At 67.9% G+C, this 1101-nt stretch carries 2 pseudogenes; both read left to right on the top strand.

Annotation, left to right across the window (positions count from 1 at the left end):
• Positions 1 to 684: pseudogene (locus tag A9X03_RS17660) on the top strand (O-antigen ligase family protein); the annotation flags it as partial.
• Between the two features lie 136 nt (positions 685 to 820).
• Positions 821 to 1101: pseudogene (locus tag A9X03_RS17655) on the top strand (glycosyl transferase family 1); the annotation flags it as partial.

Below are 1101 nucleotides of genomic sequence, written 5' to 3'. Positions count from 1 at the left end.
GTCGCGGCGGGGGCGGCTCTGTTGGTCAGCCTGAGCGTGCCAACCCTGCGCCGGACCGCCGTCGTCACCGCGATCTTCGCGGCGGTAATCGCGGTGACGGTGCCGGGATTGCTGTTCTTGCTGCACGGTTCGCAAGCCGGCGCGTGGCTCGCCGACCAGCTCACCGCCTTCAACGAGCGGGTGCTCGGCGGGGTTTCGTCGAGCGCGCTCGCCGTGGACGAATCGGCGCTGGAGCGGCTGCGGGAGAACTCCCTGCTGAACCGCTCGATCGCTCAGGCGCCCGTATTCGGCCATGGCCTGGGTTACGCGTATCAGCCGCCGAAAGGTGACGACGAGTTTTCCGCGAAGTTCTATCCCGCCTACTCGCACAACTTCTATCTGTGGTGGCTGGCGAAGGCGGGCACGGTCGGGATGACGGCGTTCGTCGTCTTCGCACTGATCCCGTTGATCCAAGCGGTGCGCTGCCGCACCGCGGCGGCGAAGGTCAGCGTGGCGGTCAGCGCCGGCCTCCTCGCAATATCCTGGGTCTGGCCGTTGCCCGAGATGCCATCGGACGCCTTCGCGCTGGGCATCGCGCTCGGTTCGGCGATGGGGTTCGCCGGCTTGCGCGGCAGGGAGCGCGACGCCAACCCCGCGGTCAACCCCGACGCGGCCGTACTCACGGCACCGTCCGGAGCCCACTGAAGTGGGCACGACGAGCGGCCGACCGGTGTACTTTGACGCCGTGGCCAATCACCTTGGGAGTTAGCCGAATGCGAAATAGCTGCCTGTTCGACCATCCCCGCCACGCGCCGCTGTGCGATCTCATTTCCGGACTGCGATGATCTCCGTCATTCATGTCGGGCCGGGCATCTACAGCTTTGGCGGGACGCAGACCGTGATTCGAGTCATCCGGGACCACAAGATGGGCGCCGACGACATCCGCGTCCTGTCGACGTGGGAAGGGCGGCACCACGCGAAGAACTTCGTGCTGACCGCGCGCGCGGCGGCCGTGCTGGCCCGGGCGCCCCGCACGACGATCGTGCACTTCCACATCTCAGACGGCGGGGCGTGGCTGCGCGAAGGATCGCTGATTCGCCTGGCCAAGGCGCGGGGCCTGCG

Source organism: Mycobacterium sp. E1715 (assembly GCF_001667625.1).
In the GTDB taxonomy this organism is placed as follows: Bacteria; Actinomycetota; Actinomycetes; order Mycobacteriales; family Mycobacteriaceae; genus Mycobacterium.
This window is presented reverse-complemented; position numbering and strand designations above follow the sequence as displayed.